This window comes from Bowmanella yangjiangensis (assembly GCF_018531185.1).
Taxonomy (GTDB): Bacteria; Pseudomonadota; Gammaproteobacteria; order Enterobacterales; family Alteromonadaceae; genus Bowmanella; species Bowmanella yangjiangensis.
Genome location: NZ_JAHDJU010000001.1, coordinates 1408616 through 1433846 on the forward strand (window position 1 = coordinate 1408616; position 25231 = coordinate 1433846).

Genomic DNA, 25231 nt, shown 5'->3' on the forward strand with positions numbered 1-25231 from the left:
TCTCTGATTCGGGCGCAGCCCAGGTGTAAAGGCGACATAACTATGGATGGTTGGCTTTTCAGTTTTATGACAGCTAGCGCGCTAATGCTGCTGTTCCCTGCGCTTCCTGTCGCCTGGTTGTTACCTGTTCTGCTATTTGGCGCCTTATGGTTTGCCTACGGTCGCCATTGGGTCTTGTCCGGTCTATTGACCGGCGTGGTCTGGATGGCGAGTGTAGGCCATTGGCAGCTTGCCTGGCAACTCCCAAACGACAAGATCCGACAAGTCGTTATTATCGAAGGGCGAGTGGAGACTTTACTAAAACCGGAATCCAGCCCGCGTTTCACGCTACGTCTGACAAAGTTTGATGAGCAGTCGTTGTGGCGTGATGTGCGCGTGAGACTGAGCTGGCGGGACGCTGATTGGTCACTCGAACAAGACCAGGTGGTGCGCCTGGCGGTCAGGCTCCGCCCGCCGCATAGTATGCTGAATATGGGCGGATTTAACTATCAGCAGTGGCTGTTTGCCAGCGGGATCAGGGCGACGGGATACGTGACTAACGCACCGCAAAATAAGTTGTTGGCAGAGGGAAACAGCGTCCGACAGTGGTGGTTGAGCCGCTTTGCTGAATTGGATATTGAGCACAGAGGCTGGCTGGCGGCCTTAAGTATGGGCTATCGAGGCTGGCTTGAGGCGGATGACTGGTCAATGGTACAGCGCACCGGCATTGCCCACCTGATAGCGATATCCGGTCTGCATCTGGGTATGGTGTCGGCATTTATCTACGGTCTGGTCACTTTTTCATTGGGTGCCGTGCTTGGCAGATTCCGGCAACGCATTAATCTGCATAAGTTGGCCCTAGTAACGGCTTTGCTGGCAACCTTAGGGTATGCAGCGCTGGCAGGTTTCAGTTTACCGACGCTACGCGCTTGGCTGATGCTGGCGCTGTTTGTCATGCTGTTAAGTAGCAATTTGCATTGGCGACCAAGACGGATCTTGCTGGTCTGCCTGGCACTTTTTGTAGTGCTTTTTCCCTTGAGTCTTTTGACGGTCAGCTTCTGGCTGAGCTTTGCTGCAGTATTGATTTTATATCTGGTGTTTTGGCGCTGGCCAACGCGCGGACGTGGATGGGCTATTGGTGCGGCATTATCTGTGATGCTACGGGTACAATTGGCCTTGAGCCTGTTAATGCTGCCGCTGGTGGCCTGGCAGTTTGGGTTGGTGTCCTGGGTATCGCCGCTGGTTAACCTATTTGCCGTGCCATTTGTGACCTTATTGCTGTTACCCCTTTGCTTGGTTGCATTACTGATACTGGGATTACACAGCGAAGCGGGGCAATGGCTTTTCGCTTTGGCGGATAAACTGGTGGACATGGGTTTATCGGCCATTACTTGGCTGGAAGCAGAATTGCAAAGCGCCTTGCTGCTTCCGGCTATTTCGGCCTGGATCTGGCTATCTGTGGCATTGGCCGCCATTTGGCTATTTATGCCTCGGGGTTTAGTGCCTCGCCCATTGGGATGGCTGCTGTTGTTGCCTCTTGTTAGTACCTGGCTGCCTTCGCGCAGTGACGCCTGGCATATTGAAGTGCTGGATATCGGCCAGGGGCTGGCCGTGGTAGTGCACCGACAGGGACGGGCGCTATTGTACGATACCGGGCCGGCGTATTATTCCGGTAGCAGCGCCGCATCGGCGCATGTGCTACCGGTACTGCGGGCGCTGGGGATCCGACAGTTGGATTGGCTGTTTATCAGCCATCAGGATAATGATCACGCTGGTGGCCAGGCGGATATTTTGGAGGGAGTTGCCGTTTTACAATTGATGACCAATTTAGGACGTTGCCAGGCAGGCTGGCAACAACAGTGGCAAGGATTGGATTTGCAGGTGCTCTGGCCCCAGCCGGGCGAATACAGCAGTCAGAACAATCAATCCTGCGTGCTGAAAATCAGTGATGGGCAGAATGTCTTGTTACTGCCTGGTGATATTGAAAAGAAAGTGGAAAGCAGACTGGTCGCCACGGAGGATCTTCGCGCTCAGATCTTAGTTGCACCGCATCATGGTAGCGCAACCTCATCGTCAACAGACTTTATTCACGCGGTAAGGCCACAACATGTGGTTTTCAGTTTGGCGCGTTTTAATCGCTGGGGGTTTCCGCGCCCAGAAGTGGTCACTGCCTACCAAGCAGCCGGGGCCATAACCTATGATACCGCCAGCAGTGGACAACTTAGGTTTAAAATTGAAGCCGGGCAAATTCAGGTGCAGCGCCTGCGCCACTCTACTTACAACCGATGGTTTATGCAGTAGCGATACGCTTAGGTACTGCTATAAATTTGTACAAAAAGCTATTGATAGTTGGGGAATTATTAGCTGGCGGTTACAATAGCTCGATTCGGCCCGGTGAATGCGGGCGTTAATGGAAAAGTCTGTCCTGTCTCATGAGTAAAAAAATCAGCGCTTCCGTTTTTCCGCGCTTTCTTCGTTATCTGCGCGAGTTCAAGCTGGCCTTTGTCATGGCCATTGTCGGTATGATTGGCTATTCAGCGGTAGATGCCTTTGTGATTTTCCAGATGCAGCCGCTTATTGATGAAAGCCTGGTCAAAGGCAATGTGGATTATTTGCGCATGGCCGCTTACTTGGTGTTACCGCTGTTTATTCTGCGCGGTTTGTTTAACTTTATGGGCAGCTACAGCTTGTCCTGGGTGGGCAATCAGGTAGTGATGCGGATGCGCCAACAACTCTTTAATCAATACATCCATCTGCCGGTGTCCTACCACGACCAGCATTCCTCCGGGCAGATGATTTCCAAGGTGATTTACGATACCGAACAGGTTGCCAACGCCGCTGGTAAAGCCTTGCTGACCCTAGTGCGCGAAGGGGCATTGGTGGTGTATCTGCTGGCAATTATGTTTTATCACTCCTGGCAGCTTTCACTGATTTTCCTGCTGATTGGCCCGGTGGTAGCGGTCATCGTATCTGTGGTCAGTAAGCGTTTTCGCCAGGTCAGTCGCAATATTCAAAAGGCCATGGGTAGTGTGACTAATGTGGTGGAGCAGGTCATCAAGGGCCATAAAGTGGTACTGATGTTCGGCGGCCAGGAACTCGAAGAAGAGCGTTTCGCTGAGCGTAATAACCATAACCGTCAGCAGAATATGAAACTGGTGGTGTCCAGGCTACTGAGCGAGTCCAGTATCCAGATTATTGCCTCAGTGGCCTTGGCTGTTGTGCTGTATCTGGCCAGCACCCCTGGCATGATTGAGAATCTGACCGCCGGGGTGTTTACCTCTGTGGTGGTAAGCATGACCATGTTGCTCAAACCCCTAAAACAATTAACCACGGTTAACGCAGAATTCCAGCGCGGTATGGCGGCCTGTGCCAGCGTATTTGAGGTGCTGGATGAACAGCGAGAGCAGGATAACGGCAGTGTGCATATACAGCGTGCGCGCGGCGAGATACGTTTTGATAACGTGGATTTTGCCTACCCGGGCAAAAACAGCAATGCCCTAAAAGGCATCAGCTTCCATGTGGCACCAGGCAAAAGCCTGGCGTTGGTGGGGCGCTCGGGAAGCGGTAAATCCACCATATCCAGTCTGTTAACGCGTTTTTATCAGGTGGAGAATGGGGGGATCAGCCTGGATGGCTATGAGCTCAATGATATCAGCCTTAAGGACCTGCGGCGTCAGTTTGCCTTAGTGTCTCAGCACGTTACTTTGTTTAACGACAGTATTGCCAACAATATCGCCTATGGTGCTGACAGCTCGGTAAGTCGCGCCAAAATCAAAGAGGCTGCGCGTATTGCCCATGTGATGGAGTTTGTTGAGCAATTACCCGACGGACTGGATACCAATATTGGTGAAAATGGATTGATGCTCTCCGGTGGTCAGCGTCAGCGTATTGCCATCGCGCGGGCCATTTTACGGGATGCGCCCATCTTGATTTTGGATGAAGCCACGTCGGCCCTGGATACCGAATCCGAGCGGCTGATTCAGGATGCGCTGGACAAACTCCAGCAAGACAGAACCAGCATTCTGGTGGCACACCGCTTATCGACCATTGAAAATGCCGATGAAATTCTGGTTATTGATAATGGTCGGATACTGGAGCAGGGCAACCACAAGGCCCTGTTGGAAAAAGACGGTGCCTATGCGCTTTTACATAAAATGCAGTTCAAGGAAGGAATGGGCGAATCGTGAGTTGGCTGGAAAAACGTTGGTACCAACCTGATGCCCTGATTTGGCTGTTGTTGCCGCTAACTATCTTATTCTGGCTGCTCTCAGCATTTCGCCGACTGCTATTCCGATTGGGTATTAAGCGCAGTATCCGGGTGGATGCGCCGGTGATTGTAGTGGGCAACATCTCGGTAGGGGGCAACGGTAAAACCCCTATGGTGATCCGTTTATGCCAACTGCTTAAGCAACAGGGGTTTCACCCTGGCGTAGTCAGTCGTGGTTATGGCGGTAAGGCACCTTATTATCCTTATAGTCTGACCATGAACAGCGATCCTAAGCTGGTTGGGGATGAACCTGTGATGATGCGCCATCACATTGGCTGCCCTATGGTGGTGGATCCTGATCGCGTGCGCGGTGCCAAGTATCTGATTGCAGAACATAAATGCAATATCATTGTGTGTGATGACGGCCTGCAGCACTATCGTCTGGCGCGGGATATCGAAATCCTGGTGATGGATGGTGAGCGGCGCAACGGTAACGGCTACTTGTTACCTATGGGGCCGCTGCGCGAAGGACCGTGGCGAATGAAAACTGTGGATTTCGTCGTGGTTAATGGCGGCGTGGCGCAGGAAGGGGAATATCTGATGTCACTGGAGCCAGGCCAATTGGTGAATGTGAAATACCCCAGCCAGACCCAGTCCATTTCTGAATTAAAACGTCCGGCCATCGCCATGGCTGGTATCGGTAATCCTGAGCGTTTCTTCAAGCTACTGGCGACCAGGCAGGTAAAACTTAAGGAGCGCCTGGTATTTGCTGATCATCATCCTTTTAAAGACGGCGATATACCTGATGATTTGGTCCTGATGACCGAAAAGGATGCGGTGAAGTGTCGCGACTTTGCCCGCTCGCAATGGTGGTACCTGCCGGTAAGTGCTAAGTTAACCGAACAATTCAAACAACGATTGCTGGAAAAAATTCATGGCATTTGACAAGAAATTACTGGACATCCTTGCGTGTCCAACCTGTAAGGGCAAGCTTATTTATCAGGCCGACAACGCCGAGTTGATCTGCCGTTTCGATCGTTTGGCTTTTCCTATCCGTGACAATATTCCGGTGATGCTGGAAAACGAGGCCCGCAGTTTATCCTTAGATGAGCTTGAACAAATTAAAGGCTGATACACCATGAAATTTACCTGCATCATTCCTGCCCGCTACGCGTCCACCCGTTTTCCTGGCAAACCTTTGGTGGATATTCATGGCAAGCCCATGATTCAACATGTGGTTGAGCGTGCCATGGAGTCAGGGGCCAGTCGTGTGGTGGTGGCCACCGACGACGATCGCATTGCCGAGGTCGTGCATAGCTTCGGCGGACAGGTTTGTATGACAGGTCGGCATCATGAGTCGGGCACAGAGCGACTGGCCGAGGTGGTGGATATACTGGGCCTGGATGCGGACGAGATTGTGGTCAATGTGCAGGGGGATGAACCTTTTATTCCGGCGGCTATCATTCAGCAGGTGGCGGAAAACTTAAATCAGCATCGCCAGGCTGAAATGGCGACCCTGGCGGTACGCTTAACCGACGTGGAAGAACTTTTCAATCCCAATGTGGTGAAAGTGGTCACGGACAAACTGGGGTATGCTCTGTATTTCAGTCGTGCCACTATACCCTATGACAGAGCGCGTTTTCTCGACGCTGACAGTATTGATGAAATTGGCGATTACTACCTTCGTCATATTGGCATCTATGCTTACCGGGCGGGTTTTATTAAACAATATGTAAATATGACACCGTCCGGACTGGAACAGATTGAGTCACTGGAGCAGCTAAGGGTGCTGTGGCATGGCGAAAAAATTCATGTTGATGTGGCATTACAGGCCCCGCCCGCAGGTATCGATACTCCAGATGATCTGGCCAGGGTATTAACTCAGGTTTAATACTAGGAGAAAAGACAATGGCAACCGTGGTGATTACCGGCGCAGGAAGAGGTATAGGTCTGGCACTGGTGCAAGGGTATTTGCAACGTGGCGACAAGGTTTATGGACTTTGCCGCCATGCCACTAAGGAATTGCTGCAAAGCGGCGCTGAGGTATTGGAAGGCGTGGATGTGGCAGATATAACGGGTTTGGCAGAAGCCCTCAAACCCTTAACCAGCGTACAAATCGATATTCTGATTAATAATGCTGGTGTGCTGGGCAATGAGACATTTGACCGCCCTGATCCTGCCAGTGTTGAATATCAGTTTAAGGTTAATGCACTGGGGCCGCTGATGGTCAGCCAGTTACTGGCCCCGCATATGCAAAAAGGTGGAAAGATAGCCATGGTGACCAGCCGAATGGGCTCCATGGCGGATAATGGCTCTGGTGGTTACTACGGCTATCGCATGTCTAAAGCCGCTCTTAATGCGGCCGGTGTGTCCATGGCGCGAGACCTTGGCGAGCGAGGTGTCGCCGTGGCGTTGCTGCATCCAGGCTACGTACAGACGCAGATGGTAAATTTTGGTGGTGATGTATCTGCGGATGTCTCCGCCTCACGTTTGATGCAGCGTATTGATGAGTTGAATCTAAACAACTCAGGTCGGTTCTGGCATGCCAACGGCGAAGTCTTACCCTGGTAAATAATAAAAAATTCTTCATGTGCGCTTGTTCTGCCATAGTTCCTGCTATAAGTTAACAAAGTGTCACCACTTGGTGACACTTTGTTACTGATGTATGCCCATCATCATGCAGGATTGCCAGATTGCAGAATGTCATAATTCAAGCCTGCTCTGAGCAGGATAAAGAGTGGTTGAGCCACGTTCACAGTGGTACGCGTATTGATATACAACTGCTAGACCAATACGACAGTCGGTTTCAAAGTGAGTTGATTGGCTATCGATTTGGCCGCTACTTAATCATCCGGTTTGACGAATTTGTTATTCCTCAAAGTATGAACTGCATCGGTTTAATTGCGGTTTGTCGCTTTCTGATTGAAGACAGCCTGGGAGAGTGTTTTGCCTTTAAGAGTGAAATTGTCAGTACCCTAAGGCGTCCTGATAAGCTGTTGTTTATGGCGTTTCCTGCGGAAATCCACCGACGCCCGTTACGGGCTACCAAGCGCCAAAGCCTGAAGATTCCTGCCGCTATTTCGTTACGTAGTGCTCAAGGTACCTCTCCCTCCTTCAATGGTGTTCTAGTTGATGTGTCAGGCAAAGGCTGCCGCTTTCAGTTCGACGCTTCCCATACCGGGCGCAAGGTGAATTTGCTGCCAATACTGATTCGCATCGATTGGCCGGAGCGAGGGATCCAAAAGGAAGTTAGCGGTATGGTGAGAAACTCAAAAATGCAGGATGGTTTTCTGACCATCGGCGTGCAATTTGATGAAGAACAACCGGATTTGGACATTTCGCTGTGATTGCACTTAACTAAATGCTACATCCCGCCGCCTTGGGTGGTGTTTTCTTCACACAGTCTTTCCTGCTCATCCCTTAATCGCTGAGGAGTTGAATCATGCAGCCAACATTCAACGAACCGGATAAGGCCGATGATCACTATTGGATCGAGCATTTGACCTTTGGCATGCGTGTTGATGTGCAATTGCTAGAGCTACAAAAGCGCCGCTACCATGCCGAGCTGATGGGGCTGCGTATTGGTCGTTATATTGCCTTGCGCTTTGACCCGCAAAACTGGCCGCTCGGGGAACAGTTAACCGGTATGGCCGTGGTTTGTCGTTATTTGGTTGAAGATGAATTGGGCGAGATCTTTGCCTTTAAGGCCGAGGTATTGCAGCTAATGCGTTTCCCTGACCATCTGATTTTTCTGACCTTTCCTGATGATGTGGCCAAACGTAGCCTGCGCGATACCGCCCGCAGTGAAGTTAATCTGCCCGCTACGGCGACTTTTGCTGAAAAGAACTATGTGGGGCAGATTACCGATATATCCGAAGGCGGTTGTCGGCTTTTATTGCCCCAGGCCCCCGAACTGCAAGACTGGGACAAGGCTGAAGTAGCACTGGCTATAGAATGCACACAAGGCCCCAAACAAGCCCTAACTGCCCATGTACGTAATCATAGGGAAGGGCGTGAAGGTGTCAGTGTAGGATTGCAGTTTGTCGCCCCTCAGGCCTGGGTACAGAATTTACCCTGAGCATTGCCTTTTGTTTACAATTATTTAAAGTGTTGGCACTTTGATTTGATGAGGAAGGCCATGGGTCCTCTGATGCTTGACTTGGCCGGACATGAGCTGAGCGGTGAAGAAAAAGAAATTCTTGATCATCCACTGGTTGGTGGAGTGATGTTAACCAGCCGAAATATTTATGATCTGAAACAGCTTAGTGAACTAATAGGACAAACCCGGACACATGCACGCAATACGCTACTCATAGGTGTGGAACAGGAAGGTGGAGATCACCAGATATTAAGAAGTGGTCTTAGCCCATTACCACCGCTGTCTGTCTTGTTCAGATATGCGGAAGGGCAGCTCGATAAAGCCTGTCACCTGGCTCAGCAGGTCGGATGGCTGACCGCAGCAGAGTTACTGGCGCTGGATATTGATCTGGCATTTGGTCCGGTGCTGGACATTCTCGGTCCGTCGCCACTCGTGGCCGATCGTGCCTTTCACAGCAAATCGCAACAAGTCATCGAAATGGCCGCCAGCTATGCCAAAGGTATGCAACAAGCGGGTATGAAAACCGTGGGCAAGCATTTCCCTGGTCTTGGTTATGTGCTTGACGTTGAAAAACGCATCGATCCAAGGCCTCTGGCAGAAATCCGCCACCATGATTTACGAGTATTTCAGGCCATGCAAGAGCAAAAATTGCTGGATGCGGTAATGGTTGCCCATGTGGTCTACCCGGCGGTGGACAAGTTATTGGCCTGTTACTCTCGTCGCTGGTTACGGGATATTTTACGCAAGGAATTAGACTTCGACGGGGTGGTGTTCTCCGGCAATCTAAGTGCCAGTGTCAGCCATACCCGCGAGTTTTCAGAGCGTGCCCGCCAAGCATTGGATGCCGGATGCGATATGGTGTTGGTTTGTGGTAACCGGGATGGTGCTATCGCCGTTTTGGATGCGTTACCAAGTAGCTACCAGGCCAGCAGCCGCTTGAATGCACTGCGTAAGTCCGACGCTCCCGGTCTCTCAGCATTACGTACAAAAACACTATGGCAAACTGCCAATTCAGCTATGGAAACACTACATGCCGGTTAAAACCTCGTTATTGCTGTCAGGTCCAATATTGGCAGGGTTGTTGTGGGGGCTTTTGTATCAGCAAGGTTTGCCTCTACCTATTGTCTGGACAGCCAGCATCACCTTACTGACAGCTTTTTACTGGATCACTGAGGCAATGCCGATCCCGGCAACGTCTCTGATCCCATTCGCTGCCTTTCCTATGACGGGGGTGCTCACTCATCAGCAGGCGGCGTCATCCCTTGGTAGCCACGTGATTATTCTGCTGATGGGCGCGTTTATGCTCTCTAAGGCATTGGAAAAATCCAATGTACACAGTCGTTTTGCGTTTTACATGGTTAAACTCACCGGGGCTGACAGTGCCAGGCGACTGGTGCTGGGCTTTATGCTTACCGCTGCGCTGTTGTCCATGTGGATCTCTAACACCGCCACTACCCTGATGTTATTGCCTATCGCGTTGGCGGTGATAGCCAGAGTTCAGGAGCCCCGTTTGGCGGCGGCTATTCTGTTGGGTATTGCCTATTCAGCGAGTCTGGGCGGAGTAGGAACACCCATAGGCACGCCGCCTAATATTATTTTCATGAGTGTTTATAGCCAGTCCCAGGGCAAGGAAATCAGCTTCCTTGACTGGATGAGTTTTGGTCTACCCATAGTGCTTATCGCCATTCCGCTAATGGCCTTATGGCTCACCAGGGGACTAGGTGCGCTGAACAATTTACAGATGCCGGCGGCAGGTAAGTGGGACAGTGGTGAAAAACGCGTGCTTTACGTGTTTTCAGTGGTGGCCGCCGCCTGGATTTTCCGGCCCTACTGGACGGCCTGGTTGGGTCTGGAGTCAGTTGGTGACAGCACTATTGCCTTAGCGGGAGTCGTTGCCATGTTTTTAACTCCCACAGGTAAAGAAGCCGGTGAGAAATTGTTGGATTGGAAAACCGCCAATGACATTCCCTGGGGCATGTTGCTTTTATTCGCCGGCGGTATTTGTGTTGCTAAAGCCTTTGATGCATCCGGCTTAAGTGCAGCCATGGGGCAGTGGTTGGGTGGCTTATCTGAACTTCCGGTATTGTTGTTAATTCTGGCATTGTGCTTATTTGTGACCTTCCTAACCGAGATCACTTCCAACACGGCAACGGCAACCTTGCTGATGCCGATACTTGCCACCGCTGGCGTGGCTGCCGGCGTCGACCCCAAGTTATTGATGATCCCAGCGGCCATCAGTGCCAGTTGTGCTTTTATGTTACCTGTTGCCACTGCCCCCAATGCCATTGTTTACAGCACTGAGAAAGTGTCGATCAGAACCATGGCGCGGGAAGGCTTGGTATTAAATCTACTGGTGGCGGTTGTTGTCAGTCTGGTGGTGTATGTGATGCTGGCGTAAATCAGCTGACGGATTGATGAAGTGTAAAGAAATCGTCAAGGCCGCTAATGTCAGGTCAAAGAATAGTAAATTAACTCTCAACGCCTTCTGTTGGTCGAAGTTCAGGAGGCGTTTTACAGGACTTGCTTTATAGTCCGTTCCCGATTGAATCCAAATATAAGCAGCTTGCGTACTAACGTGGGCAGATAACTACGAATCAAGGATATTTCATGAAGCTTTCCATGCCTGCGGCGGTATGCGGGTGTTTGCTGGTGCTGGCCAGCTATTCCAGTTCTGTGATTGCGCAAGGCGCGCCCGGTGGCCCAAGGGCAGCCAGAGTCTTGGCCACTGACCTTCAGTTTGAACATGAAACCAGTCGGGTTGAAGCGGTAGGGACAGCCGAGGCACTGCACTCTGTGGTGTTGTATCCGGCGGCGGCAGACCGGGTGGTAGCCGTGCATTTTAAACCCGGTGACAGGGTCAGCAAAGGGCAAGTGCTGTTAGAGCTGGACGCTAGGCGCCAAAAAGTGGCTGTTGAAAGGGCCACCATTTTATTGGCCGATGCTGAGCGCACCGTAGAACGATTAACCGACAGCCGCAAGCGTGGCGCTATTGCGCAAAGCCAGTTGGATGATGCGGTAACCCAGCGCGATCTGGCCAAAGTCCAATTGGAAGAAGCCAAAGTGGAGTTGCAGGACCGCTCGGTACTGGCGCCATTTGATGGGGTAGTGGGTCTCACCGAGGTGGAAGTCGGCGACCGAATTAATCTGCAAACCGCTATTACCAGCATAGATAGTCGAAAACAGCTCTATGTAAATTTTCGCGCCCCTGAAGCGGCTCTTGATATGCTGCAGGCCGGTGCCAAGTTAACCCTCAAGCCCTGGCAAAGTCAGGGTACTGAGATTCAAGCCCAGATTGCTGAACTGGATTCGCGCATCGATACCACCAGTCGTACCCTGGCGGTACGCGCCATTATTGATAATCACAACGATGTTTACCGCCCTGGCATGAGTTTTCGCGTTGAGCTGAATATGCAAGGTGACAAGCATGCCGTGGTACCCGAAGTGGCGCTGGCCTGGGGAGCTAACGGCGCTTATGTGTGGGTGGCCAGAGATGGCAAAGCTAAGCGTGTTGAAGTGCAGATTAAGCAGCGTCTGAAAGGCCGCTTGCTGGTATCTGGTGCCTTGGGAGAGGATGAGCAACTGATTACCGAAGGGATCCAGAGTTTGCGTGAAGGCCAGGCCGTCACTATCGCCAACGGGTAAGCAGCATGAGTTTCAAACAATACTTACAAACCAGCGATCTGCCTTCGCTATCCATTCGCCGCCCGGTTCTGATTGTGGTGCTCAACCTGCTGATCATTATTGCTGGTTTTGCCGCCATCAATGGTGTTGAAGTGCGAGAACTGCCAGACGTTGACCGGCCTATTGTAACCGTTACCGCCAATTTCCCTGGTGGTTCACCGGAAACCGTAGATACCGAAGTCACCAGTCGTTTGGAAGGCGCGGTGGCCCGGGTTAGCGGGGTAAAAAGCATTCGTGCCAATTCCGAGGAAGGCAACGCCAGGGTGATGGTGGAGTTTCGTCCTGGGATCGATTTGGATAACGCCGCCAACGAGACACGCGAAGCGGTCAGCCGGGTGCAGCGCCAGCTGCCCGATGATGTCGAGCGTTTGTCTATTATCAAGGCAGATAACGACGCAGAATCCGTGGTGAGTCTGGCGGTATCCAGCGACAAACTTGAACTTGAAGCACTGACCGAGCGGGTTGAAACCGACCTGGCGCCGCTGTTCTTAAGTATTCCCGGGGTGGCCGATGTGCGCCTTAACGGTGACCGTGAACGGGTACTCAGGGTTATGATTGACCCATTGCGTTTGACCAGTTTTGGTCTGACCGTACCTGATGTAGCCGCGGTGCTGCGCCAGGCCCCCTTTGATGTGCCGGCAGGTAGCCTGCGCTCCACCGACCAAACCTTGATTGTACGTGCCGATGCCACGTCGGTGACCGCCGAACAGGTGGAAGATATAGTAGTGCGCGGCGATACCCGTATCGGTGATATTGCCTCTGTGTATTTTGGCCCGGCGGATGCGCAGAGCTTTGTGCGCCTGGACGGCAAGCCGGTTATCGGCTTAGAGATTATTCGTCAGGCCCGCTCCAATACCATAGAGATCTCAGACGAAGTGCTGGCCATGGTGAAACGCCTGGAAGTGCGGTTTCCCGAGCTTAAGTTTCAGATCACCTCGGATGATGCACAGTTTATCCGGGGCTCGGTTGAAGAAGTTATCACCTCACTGGGGCTGACCATTTTGCTGGTTATTGCCACTTTGTGGGTGTTTATCGGTTCATGGCGCGCCACTATTGTGCCGGCCTTGTCGATTCCGGTGGCTTTGGTCGGGTCGCTGGCCATTATCTGGGCTCTGGGTTTCTCCGTGAATATATTGACCCTATTAGCCTTGGTACTGGCGACCGGGCTTATTGTCGATGATGCCATTGTGGTATCGGAAAATATTCAGCGTCGCCGTGGTATGGGGTTGGGTGCCCGCGCCGCCGCGGTGATTGGTAGCCGCGAGGTGTTCTTTGCGGTGGTGGCCACGACCGCGGTGCTGGCCGCGGTATTCGTGCCTATTGCGTTTTTACCGTCAACGGCCGGGAGACTGTTCCGCGAGTTTGGTGGGGTGCTGGCTGGCGCGGTGATCATTTCGTCTTTTGTGGCACTGTCCCTGGTACCGGCATTAACGGCCAGATTGCCGGTGAAAAATGGCGGCAGTCATCTGTTTACCGGTATAGGCCAGCGTTTGCTCAATGGCTACAGCCGCAGTTTGCAATGGGTGCTTGAGCACGCCTGGCTAACCTTCTTTGCTTGTATCCTGGCCGCCGGGGCCGCCAGTGCCTTGTATCAGCATTTGGAGAATGAACTATTACCCAGTGAAGACAGGGGCAAGATACGTATTTTTGCCCGAGGTCCAGACGGCGTTGGCCTTAATTTTATGGACAGACAAGCCAGGGCCATGGAAGAAGTGCTGCTGCCTTATGTGGATGCTGGGGATATTGACTCTATCTATACGGTTGTGGGGCAGTGGGATCCCAATATCGTATTTATTACCGTGCCCCTTAAAGACTGGAGTGAGCGTAGCCACAGTCAGCAGGATATTATTAACGAAATTCGTGGCCCTCTTGGTCAGAATCCCGGTGCGCCAGGGCGTGCTTTTGGTTCCAACAGCCTGAATTTACGTGGCCAGGGCGGCGGCATTGAACTGGCCCTTACAGGTGAAAATTACACAAGCATTTATTCGGCTGCACTGGATTTTGCCAAGGTCATAGAGCAAAGCATGCCGGATGTGGGTAAGGTGAATATTTCCTATAAACCCACCCAGCCACAGCTTAGGGTGAATATTGACAGACGCCGGGCCGAAGAGCTGGGTGTGTCTTTGTCGGATATTTCCACCACTTTGCGCAGCGCCATTAATGGCGACGATGTGGCGGACTTAAATGTGGGTGACCAATCCATTCCTATTATGCTGCAGGCACAGAATCACACCATCAATGACCCCAGTGACTTATCAAACCTGTATGTGGGCTCGCGCAGTGGTCAATTGGTGCCCTTATCCAGTCTTGCCAGTATCAGTGAGGAAGGGGTGGCAGCGGAGCTTGAACGTCATGCCCAGCGCCGTGCTATTGGTCTGGATATGGAACTGCCCGCAGACATGGCCATGAGTGAGGCGGTGGAAAAACTCAGAGGCCTGGCCGAGCAAAGCCTGCCAAGCAATATTGCCTTGGTGTTTAAGGGCGAGGCGCTGACTTTTGAGGAAACCGCCAACGAGGTGGTGCTCACTTATGTGCTGGCTTTTGTGATTGTTTTGCTGGTATTGGCGGCGCAATTTGAAAGCGTCAACAGTGCCATAGTGGTGATGCTGACGGTACCTTTCGGTATTGCTGCGGCGCTGCTGGCCCTGTTTTTAACCGGTACGTCCATCAATATCTACTCGCAGATAGGCCTGGTGATGCTAATTGGTCTGTTGGCAAAAAACTCCATTTTACTGGTGGAGTTTGCCGACCAGTTGCGTGACAAGGGCTTGAGCGTACGTGAAGCAGTGGAAAAGGCGGCAGTGATCCGTCTGCGCCCCATTGCCATGACTCTGTTCTCCACCATTCTGGGCGGTTTGCCACTGATCCTCTCGGTAGGTGCAGGGGCCGAAGCGCGTAATGCCATCGGCTGGGTGGTATTTGGTGGCCTGGGGCTGGCGGTGGTGTTTACCTTGTATTTAACCCCGGTGTTGTACCTGGCTCTGGCCCGCTTTACCAAACCGCGGGCGGATGAAAGCCTGCGACTGGAACGCGAACTTGATGCTGTAGAAGCATTGGAGCATTAATCTTAAACTCGCCAGGCAGCAGCGCTGCCTGGCGTCCCCATCGTTGCTACTGTTTTTAGGTTAGTTTCTATCTCATCAAAAGTGCGTTAACAGCAGCGCCAATTCGTTAAGTTTCTCAGTAAGTTAACTGTTGTTGAACTACACTATTGACTGACAGGTGGGAGAAGCCGGGTTGTAGCTGCCAAAGGAGAAACAGATTCTCTGTCCGGAGGTTGGCATTCTTGCGTTGTGTTGCCAGGGAAGAGCAACGCAATGAGTAAACAAGATGAGTCAGGCCGCAGAATCAGCATCATCCAGCCGAAAACCCATAAGACTGCCGCTTTGGTTACCTGTACTGATCATAGTGGTCGGTATGTTGGGCTATGTCTATTACGATTATATTCAAGGGCAGGCGCAGGCGCTTAACCGCAATTATTTTCGTGAACTGGCCAATGTCGCGCTGCGATTTGATCAAAAACTGGAGCAACTTGATATATTGGCGAGCTGGGATAATAAAGAGTTTGAGTCCGCCAACCAAAGTAAAATCAATAAGATAAAATCCCTGTTTCCCTCCGCCATCCTGCAAGACTGCGCCATATCAGACATCGAAGATAAAACCGACAATACCCCAACGCGCAGTGTCGCCTTATCTGATACTTTAAAACTGAGGCGGAATCAGGTCGAACTCAGGGCAATAAAAGAAATAGAGTCTAAGCAAAGAGAGGGTGAAGCAAAAAAAGGATGTTTGTTGATCGATTTCAGCGACCTGATTTCATTGGATAAACAGGAATTCAATGAATTGCTGTTGATCGACAAAAACAATGCGGTGGTGGCCAGTACCCACAGTAGCCAGGCACTGTCCATTGTCAATGTCGATGAATTTAGCAAGCAGATTGCCGTGGAGTTGAACCGCGACTGGTTGCAACTGATTAGTAATGAAGGAAAGGCGAGCCAGCACAGTTTGCCTAACGAAGTACCACTGCCGGGATTCAGTCATTTTCTCGATATCAAAATTAATCCTGGTGCCTATCGACTGTATTTTTATCCTTTCCTGATTAATGACCAGATCTTGACACTGGTCGGCGTCTTGCCAGCCGAAAAGCTCTCCAGCAAAGACAGTAAGCGTTGGACCTGGGGACAATGGCTGATTGGTGTGATCAGCCTGGTATTTGTCTGGGCGTTGTTGCGTTTGTATTTGTTATCCGTGCATCAAACGGTGGATGAGTTTTTTTACCGGCTGACCATGTACAGCAGTTATCTATTATTTGCTGCGCTGGTGTCATTGACCCTTGCTTATGCACAAATGCAGTTGGAAAAAAGTGATAAGGCTGAACGTGCTTTTGCCTTGTTGCAAAAAAACAAACAGCAGTTGGACAGTGAACTCAAAAGCATATTCACTGAGCTTAGGGATGTGACTGAGTTTTATAAGTATGTGATTGAACAGGACATGCTGGGGGCAAAACTCACCGAAGATGAGCTACGCAAGGCCGTCAAGGCGCATTTGTATAAGTCGGGCCAGCCACCAGTCCTTATCACCCGCTTATGTGACAGTGAAGGCAATAAGGACAGCTTACCTATCTGGACTGTGTTTGCGCCTGGTATAAAAAAGGACGAGAAGGAGTCCGGCACGGAAAGTTGTGCCAAGCAAGGAGGTTGCCTCTGTTCGTACCCCAGACTGGTGGTCACAGATACCAAGCTGGAAGCCAAAATTTTGCAGGTTTCCCTGGTAGGCGCAGACGGTAAGCAAATAGGCCCGCGGGTATCTTCGTATGAACGTCACGGCAGTGCAAAGTTTTCTGACCTATCTAAACGGGATTACTTTAAAGTCGTACGACAAGGAAAAGGCTGGCAAACCGATGAGATAGCCGACCAGCAATTTTATATTCAGCGGCTGCGCAATATTGAAGATGGCACGCTGGGTACTACCCTGGGCTTGTCGCTGACCGTGGGAGGGCGCTTCTATGAGATAGTGGCAGATATTCTGCTGCCGTCGGTTGAATTGTTTTCATTGGCAGATCCCCTCGCACGCCAGGATACCGTTCTGATGCTGGTCGATAGGCGTAGCGGCGATATGTTATTTCATGACGAGCCTCGCCATGTTCTGACTGAGCGCTTAGATGCCTCAGATCAGGATACCGATGTGTTGCGTTTTTCACTGCGTGCAGAGCGAGACAGTCGTGAGCAGGCCCCCCAATCGGCAACTATTCGTGCACTGGAAGCTAACTATCATGGTTTTCCTGGCTGGTTTGTACATATTGCCACTCCCATTGCGCCTTGGGCACTGGTGGCCTTTGTGCCCAGTGATGCGCTGGATAATTTTCTGACCAATTTGTTCTGGGTTAATTTTCTGATTTTGGTCGGCGGTTGTCTGTTGGTCTATCTGACCATCGCTGCGCTTAGACGCCTTATGGATACAGGATGGCTTAAGACAAAACTGAACATCCCGCTGCTTATCGACAGGCGAAAGCTGGTTTTGTTTACCTCGGTGTTTATCGCTTCTGTACTGACCGGCTATTGGTGCGCAACGGCCCTGATACTGCATGATTCGTCCTTTATTTTAATCACCTGGTTTGGACCGCTGTTGTTTAGCCTGGTCAGTATGCTCTGGGGGAGTTGGCATTATTGGCGGTTAGTTGACGAATCAAAACATAGTCAAAGACTGGCCGGGTGTATTGTGGCCTGGAAAGGTTTCATTGGCTTGACTGTGCTGGTGATCTTTACCAGCTTCATGCTAACCGCCTATCTCAATCATATTGGCAAAGCTTCTGAGCGTGCGCTCAGTTGGTACTATGCTGAGTTGCTTAAATCCAGACAACATGCACAGGCGGAACTGTCAGTGAATATGCGTAATCAGTTCTATTCTGCCACTCAGCTAAGCCAGGTCGGCACGACGGACGCATTGATATCTGACAAACAGCCCTCAGCTAAGCGCCCCAAAGACATTTTGTCGTTTGGCTATTTTACTCAGCTCACCCAGGTGGATGAATGGTTGAGCCGCTACATTCTGGGTGTGTCTGGTGCCAAGGATGAAGATAAGGACAATCAGGTTGTCCGGCGACTGGCCGTACCCTGGTGGAATGTATTGCTTGTCAGTTTGGGGTTGTTGCTGCTTTGTAGTGCCTGGATATTCTTCAATCGCGGGGTACTTTACGTGCGATTGTTTGGAAGCCTGAATATGCTGCGTCACTTAAATCGCCTGCACCAGCAGGTTAGGCAATCCAAATATCACAGCCCTGACTCTGCCTTGTGTATTCTCCTTCGTTCCGTATATCAACGAGGTGAGGACCTGGACACGCAGTTTCAGCTGTATCGTCAAGAAAAGCAGGTGGGGAGCCTGATACATAACCTCATCGATCTGTGCCCACAACTGTCCGGGCAGTCGTGCGGCAGTTTTTGTGGTGTGCGTATCGAAGTGAAATGCTCCCAGACTATGTTCAGCGTTAGTTTGTTTAATCTTGAGTATGCGCTTGAAGATAAATCAGCCAGAGACAACCTGCTATTGCTGCTTAACCAACTTAAATCACTTCGCCAGCAGAAGAAACTAAGCAAGTTGAATCTGTATTGTGACTACCATTGCCTGCGCAAGGTCAATGCCACAGAGAATTTACCTGGTGGGCGACAAGGCGAGCGCATGACCAACAATGAGTACATGGCATGGGCTGATTGCCTGAAAGATTTCAGTGTAAGAACTCAGGACTCATCGACTGCTCATCTTGATGCAGAATTGGTTGCCAAGGAAGTATTGGCGATGCCCATGTTGCAATTTGTATACAAAGAATTGTTCGAAGCCAAACCCGATCTGGCCAAGGTACGACATGATTTGCGTTGGATTACTCTGGCTGATGAGGGCAAAACGGCAGCAGAGTGGAACAGTTTGCACCGGATAATATTGAAGGCTGAAGCACTATTTCGCTTTTGGTGGAGCGCTTGTAGCCCGTCTGAAAAACTGGCGCTTTATTATTTGGCGAATGGTCGGCGGGTTAACCCGTCAAATATAGTGGTACTGGAGCAACTTGCCGCCAACGGTTTGGTTATTGTCAGACATGGTCGCATCCGTATTGCCAATCAGAGTTTTGCCTATTTCGTCCGCCATGCAGAAACGGTAGATAACCTTAAAAATATGATTTTTCAGGGAAATATCGGTAACTGGCATAGCTATCGGGTTCCCATCACTCTGCTGGCGGTCACCTTGTTGGTTGCACTCGGGGTTTTCTCCGGTAACTCGCTATATATGGTGATTTCTTCATTGATGGGGCTGTTAGGTTTGGTGGGTAATCTACTTGGCAGTGTTAACTTTATCCGCAGTAATGTTGGCAGCTAAAGGGAATACAGGGTAATGGCGCTCAACGGCTACTAAGTTTTTGGCGCTGATTACAACAACGCGGGAATCCGGCTGGCTTTTTGCCCAGCCTTTGCTGAATAGATCGGCCAATAACCAAGCCCCAAGACTGCCGGCCAGGTGATGGGTGCGTTCACTCCAATCCAGACAGGCCCGACATAAAGGGCGTTTGCTCCGCCTAAGGCGCTCGACATCGCAGCCTTTTCCTTCAAAAAAGCCAACGCCTTTCTCGGTCAGGCTGGCCTGCGTGTCCACCTCCGTAATCAAGCCCTCTGTCAGCAGTCCGGCATAGAGTCTCACGCCCAGTTCTCCGGCCAGGTGGTCATAGCAGACTCTGGCGAAGCGCAGAGCCGGATCTTGTGGGCCGGTGCTGACATTCAGCGGTGTCAGGCTGGCTGACAGGTTCAGCAAACTCTCCAATAAAGCAGCCACTTCAGCACTGTGTAAACGAAAATACTTATGTCGTCCTTGTTTTAGTACCTGTAACAGGCCTGCATTAAGTAGTTTGGCCAAATGGCTGCTGGCGGTCTGAGTGCTGATATCGGCTTCCAGGGCAAGTTCGGTGGCAGTGAGTGCCTTACCTGCCATTAATGCTGTCAACATGCTGGCCCGGGCGGGTTCACCAATCAGGGCGGCAATCTGGGGAAGAGAAGGCGTCAGAGTGTGCATAGTTCGATGGCCGTCGAAGCATCAGGTCACGTAGCCCGTTAGACTGCCGCAAATTCACCAAGGAGACAAGCCATGACCCTGACCTGTTTTATTCGCTATAAGCTCGACCCGGCCAAGCTAGAGCTGTTTCGCCGTTACGCTGAGAACTGGGCGCAAATTATTCCCGCCTGCGGCGGCGACCTGCTGGGGTATTTTCTGCCCCATGAAGGAACCAACTGTGAAGGCTGGGGGCTCGTGAGTTTTACCAGCCTGGCCGAGTACGAAGCTTATCGTCGGCGTTTGAGTGAGGATGTAAAGGCAAAGGAGAATTTTGCCTTTGCCCGCCGCGAAGGATTTATTCTTGAGGAGTACCGGACCTTTCTGGCGGCGGAGCCACACAGTTATCTGCGCACTGTCGCGTTAAAAGGATAGGCAGATGTACGCTGTTATCTTTGAACTTGAACCGGCGCCTGAAAAGCTCAGCAACTATCTGCAAATGGCGCAAAGTCTAAAAGACGAACTTGCCCGGATAGAGGGCTTTATCAGTGTTGAACGCTTTGAAAGTCTAAGTTGCCCTGGGCGCTATTTGTCGCTGTCTTTCTGGCGTGATGAAAAATCCCTGACGGCTTGGCGTAATTTGGCTTCGCATCGGTATGCCCAGCAATTAGGGCGGGATGCGTTATTTACCGATTATCGGTTGCGCGTCGCTAAGGTTGAACGTGATTATGGGTTACACGAACGCGAGCAGGCCCCTACTGACAGCCAGCGCTGGCATAGTGGAGAAAGGCCGTGAATATTCAGGATTATTTGCAAAGCCGTTTTCTTAGCGAAGAACAATTGCTGACTGCGGCAGAATGTACGTTACTACAACTGCAACAATGGCAAGCAGAACGGATGGCACCCCAGCCATCATATTATGTCAGTTTTAGCCTCAATTGCCGTTCGGTACTGGCCGAACATCAGCAGCACAGGCAAGTTCGTTACTATGCCATTGCGACAGCGGACTGGCTTAGGCTACTGAGGGAGTACAACAACGCAGAGGCTGCTTTTGGCCACTTTAAGGCGCAATATAAAAAGCGGCTGCAAGCCTTGAATGTGCTAGGCGTTATTACCACTGACCGTCGCTTTAACCATGGGTTGGATGCGCATATTCAGCAGGAGTGGCAACATTTTTTACAGGGAACCTATGGACTTTGTACTCAAACCGGCCGGATAGCTGAAATTGTCGACAAAGAACTGGCTATCGCCGTGATTGAAGAGCTAAGTGCTAATATCGACCTGCCAGACAGTGAGCGTCTACAACATGCCAAAGTGCTGCTGGATAAGGCTTGTGCACCTTTTCCTGAACATGAATATCCAGGTAGTTCCAGGCAAAAATACTTACACCCTGAATTTACGACCTAAAAGCCAGAGTTCGGCCCTGTAACTGGCTTTGCAGGGCTGATTCCATGATTTCTATGCCCATCAAGGCTTGTTCTGCATTTACTTGTAACGGCGCGTTATTGTTGATGGCATCGGCAATATTAATGAATAAATGCTGGTATCCCCCCATTTGGGTTGCAATAACTTTGCTTTCGTTTGGCAAATACAAAGTACCGAATTGCTGCGCAGTTTCCCCGGCCCAGTCACTTTCAATTGGTAATATGCCTGCTCGCAGCCGCTCCTCCTGAGGATCCAGGCCGAACTTTATATAGGTCGCTTTATCACCTTGCACCTTGAACCTTGGATTGGGGCCGGCCTGATAGGGATCGGCATGCAAAACAACTTCCTTATCAGGGTAATGCAGTTGCAAGTGGAAATAGTCTACCGCCTGAGCATCCGGTCGCATTGCCAAAACCCTGGCCGTTATCGCCTCTGGCGGCCCGAACAGCGCGAGCGCTTGATCGATAAGATGCGGCCCCAGGTCATACAGGATCCCTGAGCCAATTTGGGCATCTTCCCGCCAGCGCTGCTGGGGAACGGGGCGGAAGCGGTCAAAGTGGGATTCAAACAGTTTTATCTCACCAAGCTGCCCTTGCTGCATAAGCTGTTTGACGGTTAAAAAGTCACCATCCCAGCGCCGATTGTGAAAGGGTGCCAGCACTTTACCTGTGCGTTTTGCCAATTCAATAAGTTGCCGAGCTTCCTGACTAGTGACCGTTAGTGGCTTTTCAACCAGCACATGTTTGCCTTGTGACAATGCGTAGTGGGCGAGGGCAAAGTGTGCCTGGTTGGGGGCAGTAATGACCACCAGATCGCAGTCCGCCTGATCAATCAGTTGCTTGGCGTCACTAAAACAAACTATGCCCGGATAGGCCTCCCGCACCGCTTCAAATTGAGAAGAACTGATGGCTGAAAGGCGAAAGCCTGCTAATGCTTGGATAAAGGGTAAGTGGAATACCCTGGCAGACAAGCCAAAGCCGATAACCGCGGTACGAATGGGGTTTGACATAGGGATAATAGTTCTGAGCAAAAGGTTATTAAAACAGGGAGAAGACTTACTGCCAAGTGTGAAACGGGCCAAAACGCGGGCTGGCAACTCGACCCAAAGGATAATAAAAGACGCATGCCGTGTTTAGCCACAGTATTTTCTTAACATCTTGATTACAGTAGACTTCATGCCCCTCAGCCAACAGCGACTCAAACGGACCCAAAAATGGAAGATGCGGTGAATTTGCTTAAGCAGGACAAACCAAAGGTACTTACATCGTTCTGGCAGACCCTGTCACGTCGCTGGAACTGGCTAACCTTAAGTCAGAAGCTATACCTGCTGGCTCTGGTGATACTGCCATACCATCAAGGCTGGATGGTGGCACTGCCTACTGGTATAGCTTTAATGCTGGAGTTTTGGCCTAAATTTGTGCGTTGGTGGGAATCCTTGGCAGGCAGGGCTTTGATTCTGCTGTTTTATGCCGCCATTGCTAATTTTGCCGTAGCCGGTGCAGCGGGGCTGGTGAATGATGTCACAGGTGTGGCAGCACATAACCTTAGTTACAGCCATAACTTTGCTATTTTATTGCTGTTTCCAACCTGGGCCATCAGTGTCAGCTTAGTCATGTTGCTACTGTTTCAGGTTCTGCTACCCATATATTTGATAGCCATCTTACTGGCCAAGCCCTTTGGTGAAAAAGGCATGCGGCTGTTTAGCCAGTGCCGTTACCCCATTAGTACCACCTTGGTGAGGTTGCTGTTGTCGACTGTGGTGCTGGTCAACCTGATGGAAGCCGTGCAGGACTCCAGTCAGTTTACCGAGAGCCGTCAGATGTCCTCCAGTCTGATGAGTAATTTTGCTGACTTTATCAAAGAGCAGAGCGCTGAGACTCCGGCTGAAAATGCGTCCAAGCCTGGTGGCAATAATGTGTCTACCGATGTCCCTGCAGCGTCCATACCTGCTGAGCCCGAAGAGAACAGCAGTACCAGTTTCGGTTTGCATATCAAGTCGGGTGATAAGCTGATTTCCTGCAGCGTGAGTAGTTGTGATTACCGCAGCTTTACCCGCCTGGCGGTGGCTAATTTTGTGTACTTTTTCGAGTCAGACAGCTTTTCTCGTTGCCAACTGGATGACGGTGCCCGGGTAGTGGAACTGAATGACTATGAAATTTTGCAGGTTATTCAGCAGCCTAACGCTCCGCTTGGTTTCTCCTTTGAAGTGAAAAAGTGCATCTCTCCGGCCTTTGGGCATTAGGGGCTGGGTAAATCACAATGTACGTCATGCAGGCCGAATGGGAAAAACATCGGCCTGCTTTTTTATTGAGCCAGTCAACTCGTTAGTATTTATTCAAACCTCCTTATCGCGTTACGCCCTTTTCCTTTGAACTCAGCTGTCCGGTCAGTGTTCGCACCCTGTTCGTTGCTGTTCGCACACGGTGTCTATTCTAAAAATTTCAATAAAAACATATGGATATGTTTTGGCATATAAGCTGCTTTACAAGATAAAGATCAGACCGAGCTGCGGTAGCGGCAGGAGCGCAGAATAAGATGCTAAGAGACACCTCAGGACAAGACAGAATGATTCAACCCAAAGGCCTTAAACGCAGTTGGCTTATTGCCGGGGGCGTATTGCTTATCTGTGTTGGCACATTAGTGGTTACCGCCCCGGCGCTGAGCAGCCTGTTTGGTGCGGATATGACTATCGCCCGGGAGCGGGTCCGTTTTGCGGTGGTGGAGCAGGGCGATATGCAACGTGATATCGCGGTACAGGGACGAATTGTCGCCTCCAATAGCCCAACCTTATATGCCCGCTCTGGAGGCATTGTTTCGCTGTTTATCAAAGCCGGCGATAAGGTTGAGCAAGGTCAGTTGCTGGCCAGTGTTGATAGCCCTGAGCTGGATAACAACTATGCACAGGAACTGGCGGTGCTTGAACAGCTAAGCATTGAGGTAGGGCGCTATCAAATCCAAATGAAGAGCGAAATTCTCAACAACCGTCAGGCCATTGAGGTATCCACGGTCAATATGGAAGCTGCCCAGGTCAACAAGCACAGAGCGGAGATCAGTATTCGCGATGCCTTGATCAGTCAACGTGAGTTCGAAGAAAAAGTCGCTGAGTTTAAAAAGGCCGAGCTAGCGCATAAGCATGCCCAGCAACAATTTGAGCTGGACAAGGAAAGCATGGAATTCGAGCTCAAAGGCAAAGAGTCGCAGCTGGCTCGTCAGCAATATGTAGTGGACAACCTCAAACGTCAGGTGGATGAGCTGCAACTGCTGGCTCCGGCGTCGGGCATTATCGGTAGCGTCAATGTCCGTGAAAAAGACAGCGTAGCGGCCAATAGCCCCTTGATTACCCTGATTGACTTAAGTGCCTTTGAAGTGGAAGTGGCGATTCCGGAGAATTATGCCGACGACTTAGGCGTGGGCCTTGCCAGTGAAATAGGCCTCAACGGCCAGCAATTTGCCGGCGAGGTGGTAGCCATTTCCCCGGAAGTGAATAACGGTCAGGTGGTCGGGCGTATTCGTTTTGTCGGCGACAACATCGACAACCTGCGCCAGAACCAACGAGTCAGTGCCCGGATCCTGATTGAGTCCCGTCAGAATGTGGTGAAAGTGCGTCGCGGTGCCTTTTTGGAGTCTGGTGGCGGCCGGGTGACCTATGTAGTTAACGGCAATGTGGCGCTGCGCCATGCCATCGAAATTGGTGCGCGTAGCCTGGCCGAAGTCGAAGTCTTGTCCGGCCTCAAACCCGGCGATGAGATCATTATCTCAAGCCTCGAAGAATTTAATCAGCAACAACAGATTTATCTGGCCAATTAAGGAAA

General features: G+C 51.0%; 20 protein-coding genes. 18 read left to right on the forward strand and 2 right to left on the reverse strand.

The features are described 5' to 3' along the window. The first annotated feature begins 42 nt into the window (after positions 1-42). The 13 genes from KJY73_RS06335 (at position 43) to KJY73_RS06395 (ending at position 19331) form a co-directional block, all read left to right on the forward strand. On the forward strand, positions 43-2280 hold the full coding sequence (locus tag KJY73_RS06335; protein WP_214341564.1) for a DNA internalization-related competence protein ComEC/Rec2: 2238 nt from the start codon (positions 43-45) through the stop codon (positions 2278-2280). Between the two features lie 131 nt (positions 2281-2411). Further along, a complete protein-coding gene (gene msbA / locus KJY73_RS06340; protein WP_214341567.1) occupies positions 2412-4166 on the forward strand; it encodes a lipid A export permease/ATP-binding protein MsbA in 1755 nt (584 codons plus the stop codon). Then, positions 4160-5131 carry a tetraacyldisaccharide 4'-kinase gene (lpxK, locus tag KJY73_RS06345; protein WP_214343278.1) on the forward strand — a complete coding sequence of 324 codons (972 nt, stop codon included), beginning with the start codon at positions 4160-4162 and terminating at the stop codon, positions 5129-5131. The genes msbA and lpxK overlap by 7 nt, the downstream gene beginning before the upstream one ends. Beyond that, positions 5121-5318 (forward strand): Trm112 family protein, encoded by a 198-nt coding sequence (locus KJY73_RS06350; RefSeq protein WP_206593778.1) that lies wholly within the window; start codon positions 5121-5123, stop codon positions 5316-5318. Before lpxK ends, KJY73_RS06350 begins: the two co-directional genes overlap by 11 nt. A 6-nt stretch (positions 5319-5324) precedes the next feature. Further along, positions 5325-6077: a 3-deoxy-manno-octulosonate cytidylyltransferase gene (kdsB, locus tag KJY73_RS06355; RefSeq protein ID WP_214341570.1), complete on the forward strand. Its 753-nt coding sequence runs from the start codon at positions 5325-5327 to the stop codon at positions 6075-6077. Between the two features lie 17 nt (positions 6078-6094). After that, positions 6095-6757: an SDR family oxidoreductase gene (locus tag KJY73_RS06360; protein ID WP_214341572.1), complete on the forward strand. Its 663-nt coding sequence runs from the start codon at positions 6095-6097 to the stop codon at positions 6755-6757. Positions 6758-6879: 122 nt separating this feature from the next. Then, the gene (locus tag KJY73_RS06365; RefSeq protein ID WP_214341575.1) at positions 6880-7533 is read left to right on the forward strand and encodes a PilZ domain-containing protein; all 654 of its coding nucleotides are present in this window, start codon (positions 6880-6882) and stop codon (positions 7531-7533) included. Between the two features lie 95 nt (positions 7534-7628). Beyond that, positions 7629-8264, forward strand: coding sequence for a PilZ domain-containing protein (locus KJY73_RS06370; RefSeq protein ID WP_214341578.1), 636 nt, complete (start codon positions 7629-7631; stop codon positions 8262-8264). Positions 8265-8324: 60 nt separating this feature from the next. Then, positions 8325-9326, forward strand: coding sequence for a beta-N-acetylhexosaminidase (nagZ, locus tag KJY73_RS06375; RefSeq protein ID WP_214341582.1), 1002 nt, complete (start codon positions 8325-8327; stop codon positions 9324-9326). Continuing rightward, entirely contained in the window at positions 9316-10683 is a 1368-nt protein-coding gene (locus tag KJY73_RS06380) for an SLC13 family permease (RefSeq protein WP_214341585.1), read from the forward strand. The genes nagZ and KJY73_RS06380 overlap by 11 nt, the downstream gene beginning before the upstream one ends. 209 nt (positions 10684-10892) lie before the next feature. Beyond that, positions 10893-11927 (forward strand): efflux RND transporter periplasmic adaptor subunit, encoded by a 1035-nt coding sequence (locus tag KJY73_RS06385; RefSeq protein ID WP_232848408.1) that lies wholly within the window; start codon positions 10893-10895, stop codon positions 11925-11927. 5 nt (positions 11928-11932) lie between these two features. Next, positions 11933-15031, forward strand: a complete 3099-nt coding sequence (locus tag KJY73_RS06390; RefSeq protein ID WP_214341588.1) for an efflux RND transporter permease subunit — start codon at positions 11933-11935, stop codon at positions 15029-15031. Between the two features lie 265 nt (positions 15032-15296). Further along, positions 15297-19331, forward strand: a complete 4035-nt coding sequence (locus tag KJY73_RS06395; RefSeq protein WP_214341591.1) for a hypothetical protein — start codon at positions 15297-15299, stop codon at positions 19329-19331. Here KJY73_RS06395 and KJY73_RS06400 read toward each other — a convergent pair. Further along, a complete protein-coding gene (locus tag KJY73_RS06400; RefSeq protein WP_232848409.1) occupies positions 19287-20018 on the reverse strand; it encodes an ArsR/SmtB family transcription factor in 732 nt (243 codons plus the stop codon). The two genes, KJY73_RS06395 and KJY73_RS06400, sit on opposite strands and share 45 nt — an antisense overlap. A gap of 72 nt (positions 20019-20090) precedes the next feature. Here KJY73_RS06400 and KJY73_RS06405 point away from each other — a divergent pair, with 72 nt between their 5' ends. From KJY73_RS06405 to KJY73_RS06415, 3 genes are read left to right on the forward strand one after another with little or no spacing between them, the layout of a single operon-like run. Beyond that, a complete protein-coding gene (locus KJY73_RS06405) occupies positions 20091-20429 on the forward strand; it encodes an NIPSNAP family protein (RefSeq protein WP_214341594.1) in 339 nt (112 codons plus the stop codon). Positions 20430-20433: 4 nt separating this feature from the next. Next, entirely contained in the window at positions 20434-20790 is a 357-nt protein-coding gene (locus tag KJY73_RS06410; protein ID WP_214341595.1) for an antibiotic biosynthesis monooxygenase family protein, read from the forward strand. Next, positions 20787-21401, forward strand: coding sequence for a DUF6058 family natural product biosynthesis protein (locus KJY73_RS06415; RefSeq protein WP_214341597.1), 615 nt, complete (start codon positions 20787-20789; stop codon positions 21399-21401). Before KJY73_RS06410 ends, KJY73_RS06415 begins: the two co-directional genes overlap by 4 nt. On the opposite strand, the gene KJY73_RS06420 is transcribed toward KJY73_RS06415, so the two are convergent. Next, positions 21391-22428 carry an oxidoreductase gene (locus tag KJY73_RS06420; protein WP_214341607.1) on the reverse strand — a complete coding sequence of 346 codons (1038 nt, stop codon included), beginning with the start codon at positions 22426-22428 and terminating at the stop codon, positions 21391-21393. The genes KJY73_RS06415 and KJY73_RS06420 overlap by 11 nt on opposite strands. A gap of 204 nt (positions 22429-22632) precedes the next feature. On the opposite strand from KJY73_RS06420, the gene KJY73_RS06425 reads away from it, so the two are divergent. Together KJY73_RS06425 and KJY73_RS06430 are read left to right on the forward strand one after the other, a co-directional pair. Further along, positions 22633-23661 carry a hypothetical protein gene (locus tag KJY73_RS06425; protein WP_214341609.1) on the forward strand — a complete coding sequence of 343 codons (1029 nt, stop codon included), beginning with the start codon at positions 22633-22635 and terminating at the stop codon, positions 23659-23661. Positions 23662-23954: 293 nt separating this feature from the next. Continuing rightward, the gene (locus KJY73_RS06430) at positions 23955-25226 is read left to right on the forward strand and encodes an efflux RND transporter periplasmic adaptor subunit (protein ID WP_214341612.1); all 1272 of its coding nucleotides are present in this window, start codon (positions 23955-23957) and stop codon (positions 25224-25226) included. The last annotated feature ends 5 nt before the right edge of the window (positions 25227-25231 follow it).

Excerpts from the sequence above, each read along its gene's own strand:
- KJY73_RS06370 (WP_214341578.1), top strand. The coding sequence starts at position 7,629 with ATGCAGCCAACATTCAACGAACCGGATAAGGCCGATGATCACTATTGG.
- nagZ (WP_214341582.1), top strand. The coding sequence starts at position 8,325 with ATGGGTCCTCTGATGCTTGACTTGGCCGGACATGAGCTGAGCGGTGAA.
- KJY73_RS06335 (WP_214341564.1), top strand. The coding sequence starts at position 43 with ATGGATGGTTGGCTTTTCAGTTTTATGACAGCTAGCGCGCTAATGCTG.
- KJY73_RS06385 (WP_232848408.1), top strand. The coding sequence starts at position 10,893 with ATGAAGCTTTCCATGCCTGCGGCGGTATGCGGGTGTTTGCTGGTGCTG.
- KJY73_RS06390 (WP_214341588.1), top strand. The coding sequence starts at position 11,933 with ATGAGTTTCAAACAATACTTACAAACCAGCGATCTGCCTTCGCTATCC.
- KJY73_RS06410 (WP_214341595.1), top strand. The coding sequence starts at position 20,434 with ATGTACGCTGTTATCTTTGAACTTGAACCGGCGCCTGAAAAGCTCAGC.
- msbA (WP_214341567.1), top strand. The coding sequence starts at position 2,412 with ATGAGTAAAAAAATCAGCGCTTCCGTTTTTCCGCGCTTTCTTCGTTAT.
- kdsB (WP_214341570.1), top strand. The coding sequence starts at position 5,325 with ATGAAATTTACCTGCATCATTCCTGCCCGCTACGCGTCCACCCGTTTT.
- KJY73_RS06395 (WP_214341591.1), top strand. The coding sequence starts at position 15,297 with ATGAGTCAGGCCGCAGAATCAGCATCATCCAGCCGAAAACCCATAAGA.
- KJY73_RS06350 (WP_206593778.1), top strand. The coding sequence starts at position 5,121 with ATGGCATTTGACAAGAAATTACTGGACATCCTTGCGTGTCCAACCTGT.
- KJY73_RS06400 (WP_232848409.1), bottom strand. The coding sequence starts at position 20,018 with ATGCACACTCTGACGCCTTCTCTTCCCCAGATTGCCGCCCTGATTGGT.
- KJY73_RS06405 (WP_214341594.1), top strand. The coding sequence starts at position 20,091 with ATGACCCTGACCTGTTTTATTCGCTATAAGCTCGACCCGGCCAAGCTA.
- KJY73_RS06425 (WP_214341609.1), top strand. The coding sequence starts at position 22,633 with ATGGAAGATGCGGTGAATTTGCTTAAGCAGGACAAACCAAAGGTACTT.
- KJY73_RS06430 (WP_214341612.1), top strand. The coding sequence starts at position 23,955 with ATGCTAAGAGACACCTCAGGACAAGACAGAATGATTCAACCCAAAGGC.
- KJY73_RS06360 (WP_214341572.1), top strand. The coding sequence starts at position 6,095 with ATGGCAACCGTGGTGATTACCGGCGCAGGAAGAGGTATAGGTCTGGCA.
- KJY73_RS06420 (WP_214341607.1), bottom strand. The coding sequence starts at position 22,428 with ATGTCAAACCCCATTCGTACCGCGGTTATCGGCTTTGGCTTGTCTGCC.
- KJY73_RS06380 (WP_214341585.1), top strand. The coding sequence starts at position 9,316 with ATGCCGGTTAAAACCTCGTTATTGCTGTCAGGTCCAATATTGGCAGGG.